Genomic DNA, 3,923 nt, shown 5'->3' on the forward strand with positions numbered 1-3,923 from the left:
GCGTGCAGATCGACTATGGCGGCAACAAGCTGGTCGCCCAGCGCGTGGTGTACAACCGCGACACCAAGCGCCTCGTCGCCAGCGGCGCCGTCGAGCTCATCAACAGCGACGGCACCAAGATCAATTCCGACCATATCGACATCACCGACGACTTCGCCGACGGGTTCACCAACGCGTTGCGCGTCGAGACGATCGACAAGGCCTATTTCGCCGCCGAGAGCGGCGAGCGCATGGGCGGCGTGCTGACCACCTTCCACAATGGCGTCTACACCGCCTGCGAGCCTTGCGAGGACAAGCCGGACAAAGCCCCGACCTGGCGCGTCAAGGCACGCAAGATCATCTGGAACGGCGAGAAGAAGACGGTCCGCTTCGAAAATTCGAATTTCGAATTCTTCGGCTTCCCGCTTGCCTATCTGCCGGCCTTCGAGATCGCCGACCCGACCGTGAAGCGCAAGAGCGGCTTCCTGATCCCCGGCATCGTCTACAACAACAATCTCGGCGTCGGCGTCAAAGTCCCCTATTATTTCGCACTGTCCCCGACCTATGACCTGACCGTCACCGGCAGCGGCTATACCAAGCAGGGCTTCCTCGGCGAGGCCGAGTGGCGCCAGCGCTTCAACAACGGCCAGTACACGCTGAAGATCGCCGGCATCAACCAGCAGGATCCCGACGCCTTTATCGGCACCGGCAATCGCCCCACTGTCGATTCAGGCGAGCCCGGCGATCCGAACAAGTTCCGCGGCATGATGGGCACCACGGGCCAGTTCGCGATCAACGAGCGTTGGGACTTCGGCTGGGATGTGCTGCTGCAGACCGACAAGAATTTCTCGCGCACCTACAACATCGACAGCTTCAGCGACCTCGTCCATCAGTCGTCGATCTATCTGACGGGCTTGAGCGACCGCAACTACTTCGACGTCCGCGCCATGCGCTTCGAGGTGCAGGAAGACACGCTCTCCAGCGATCCCACATCGCGCTCCGCCAAGCAGCCCTGGGTGCTGCCGTCGCTCGACTATGCGTATATTCCCGACGCGTCGGTGGCCGGCGGCCAGTTGTCGTTCAACGTGAACACGCGTGTGATCAGCCGCAACCGGCTGGACGCCGTGCTGGCTGATGCCAGCGACCCGGCTTCGATCAACAACGTGCGCGGCATCGAAGGCGAATCCAGCCGGGTGAGCGCGGAAGCCGAGTGGAAGCGGACCTTCACCACCGACGGCGGTCTGCAGTTGACTCCGCTGCTCGCCTTCCGCGGCGATGCCGGCTATGTCAACGCCAATCAGGCTTCGCTCGATGCCGTCAACCAGATGGGCACGAATCTCGGCCAAGACGTCGACATGCGCTCGTCGCTTGCCCGCTACATGGCGACCCTCGGCCTCGAGGCGCGGTGGCCGCTGCTGTTCTCGATGCCCAGCTCCAGCCATGTCCTGGAGCCGACCGCGCAGGTCTTTGTGCGTCCGAACGAGCAATATGTCGGCGGACTGGCCGTTCCGAACGAAGACGCGCAGAGCTTCGTCTTCGACGCCACGACGCTGTTCGAGCGCGATAAATTCTCCGGCTATGACCGGATCGAAGGCGGCACACGCGCGAATGTCGGCTTCCGCTATTCAGGCGCCTATGACAATGGCTGGGCCACGAATGCCATCTTCGGCCAGTCCTACCAGCTCGCGGGCGAGAACTCCTTCGCCGCGCCCGATCTCGTCAATGCCGGAGCCGAGTCCGGCCTGGACAAACGGACCTCGGATTATGTCGGACTCGTCGGCTTCAACAGCCCGAGCGGTTTTTCCGGCTCGGTGAGCGGGCGTTTCGACGAGCAGACATTCGAGGTCAGGCGCGCCGAAGTGAAGGCCGCCTATTCCAGCCTGCCGATATCGCTCAGCGCCAAATATGCCTTCATCGAGGCGCAGCCGCTCTATGGCTTCACCACCGACCGTCATGAAGTCACGCTCGGCGCCTCGACGCATCTGGCGCAGAACTGGCGGCTGTTCGGCACCGGCACCTACGACCTCCAGAGCAACGTGCTGGTCAAGGACGGGGTCGGTTTCGCCTACAACGATTCCTGCTTCACCTACATCATGACCTATTCGCAGACACGCGATACCGTAACCAAGGAAGTGTCGCAGAATATCGGCTTCAACCTGTCGTTCCGCACGCTGGGCGATTTCGGCTCGTCGACGAGCGCGATCGATACCATCCAATAACCGAGGCCGGCGCGTGGCTTGCTAGCCGGGCGCCGACGATGCTTTGGTCTTGATTTGGAGCGTGAACCCCCGAAAATGCGGTGATTCTCGGGGCCATGCGCCGGCGACATCGTTTCGCCGCATAGGACAGGCATGGGGTCGGCTGCAGCGCGCAGGCGTTCGGAGGACGCGCGGCGCTGTCGTGCCGACAAATTGGGGCGGGGAAATTGGAAGGTAAGATGAGGAAATACCTGTTTTCGGCAGGGTTGGCGCTTCTGGTGGCGGCGAGCTCGGTTTCGGTCACGGCTGTTGTACAGCCGGCTTTCGCCGCGGAGATCAAATATGTCGTCAACGGCATACCGATCACCACCGGCGACATCGCGCACCGCGCCGCCTTCTTCAAGCTCCAACACAAGAAAGGCGATGCCGCGCAGGAGATGATCGACCAGACGCTGCGGCTGGCCGAGGCCAAGCGGCTCGGCATCCGCATCACCGATGAGCAGGTCGACGCCGCCTACCAGCGCTTCGCCTCGGGCAACAAGATGCCGCTGGCCAAGCTCGACGCGATCATGAGCCAGTCGGGCGTCACCAAGGAACACTTCAAGGAATTCATCCGCGCCCAGATGGCCTGGAACCAGGCGCTCAGCGCGCGCTACCGCTCCGGCGAGGGCGGCTCGGTGACCGAGCAGGACGCCGTGCGGCGCATGCTCGACAAGGGCGGCAGCAAGCCGACGGCGACGGAGTACATGCTGCAGCAGGTGATCTTCGTGGTGCCGGCATCGGAGCGTGCCGCCACGCTCGCCAAGCGCAAGCGCGAGGCCGACGCCATGCGTGCCCGCTTCAGCGGCTGCAACACCACGCGCGAATTCGCCAAGGGTCTGATCGACGTCACCGTGCGCGATCTCGGCCGGGTGCTGGCGCCGCAATTGCCGACCGACTGGGCCGAGCAGATCAAGGCCACCAAGGTCGGCGGCGCGACACCGACGCGAGAGACCGAGCGCGGCGTCGAATTCATCGGCATCTGCTCCTCGCGTGAGGTCTCCGACGACAAGGCCGCGCAGATGGTGTTCCAGGCCGAGGGCACCAACGACAAGGACGCCGACGAGCTCAGCAAGAAATATGTCGCCGAGCTGCGGCAGAAGGCCAAGATCGTCGAACGCTAGAGCCGGAGACATAGGTCGGACCAGCCTCAATCCGTCTCCCAAATCCGAGAAATGGAGCATGATGTCGTCCGAAAACCGCAGCACATTTCTCGGCGTCATGCTCTGAGCGACAAGCATGCGATACCGCAGTCAGCCCACCCAATGAGCCCGCGCAAGACCGATGCGCCGCTGGCGCTCAGTGTCGGCGACCCTTCGGGCATCGGACCCGAGATCGCCATCGCCGCCTGGCAGGCGGGCGACAGCGCCGGGGTGCCGCCCTTCTATCTGCTGGCCGACCCGGCCCTGATCAAAGCCCGCGCCCGTCTTGTCGGCGCGAATGTGACGGTTGTCGAGACCTTACCCGGACAGGCCGCGCCTCATTTTGCCCGTGTGCTCCCCGTCGTGCCGCTCCATGCGCGCCATGTCGACACCCCGGGAGAGCCGGATCCGGCCAATGCCGCCGGCACCATCGAGGCGATCGACCGGGCAGTCGCCGACTGTCTCGCCGGCAGCGCCGCCGCGGTGGTCACCTGTCCGATCGCCAAGAAGCCGCTTTACGATGCGGGATTCGGCTTTCCCGGCCACACCGAATATCTGGCGCATC

General features: G+C 63.8%; 3 protein-coding genes. All 3 read left to right on the forward strand.

Annotation, left to right across the window (positions count from 1 at the left end; genetic code table 11):
* A partial coding sequence (locus EOA27_RS26205) for an LPS-assembly protein LptD (RefSeq protein ID WP_145970540.1) occupies positions 1-2,198 on the forward strand: 2,198 nt, incomplete at its 5' end.
* Positions 2,199-2,416: 218 nt separating this feature from the next.
* Positions 2,417-3,340, forward strand: coding sequence for a peptidylprolyl isomerase (locus tag EOA27_RS26210; RefSeq protein WP_126078243.1), 924 nt, complete (start codon positions 2,417-2,419; stop codon positions 3,338-3,340).
* 141 nt (positions 3,341-3,481) lie between these two features.
* Positions 3,482-3,923: 4-hydroxythreonine-4-phosphate dehydrogenase PdxA (locus EOA27_RS26215; RefSeq protein WP_189562118.1), on the forward strand; the 442-nt coding region annotated here is incomplete at its 3' end.

Source organism: Mesorhizobium sp. M2A.F.Ca.ET.037.01.1.1 (assembly GCF_003998075.1).
GTDB lineage: Bacteria > Pseudomonadota > Alphaproteobacteria > Rhizobiales > Rhizobiaceae > Mesorhizobium.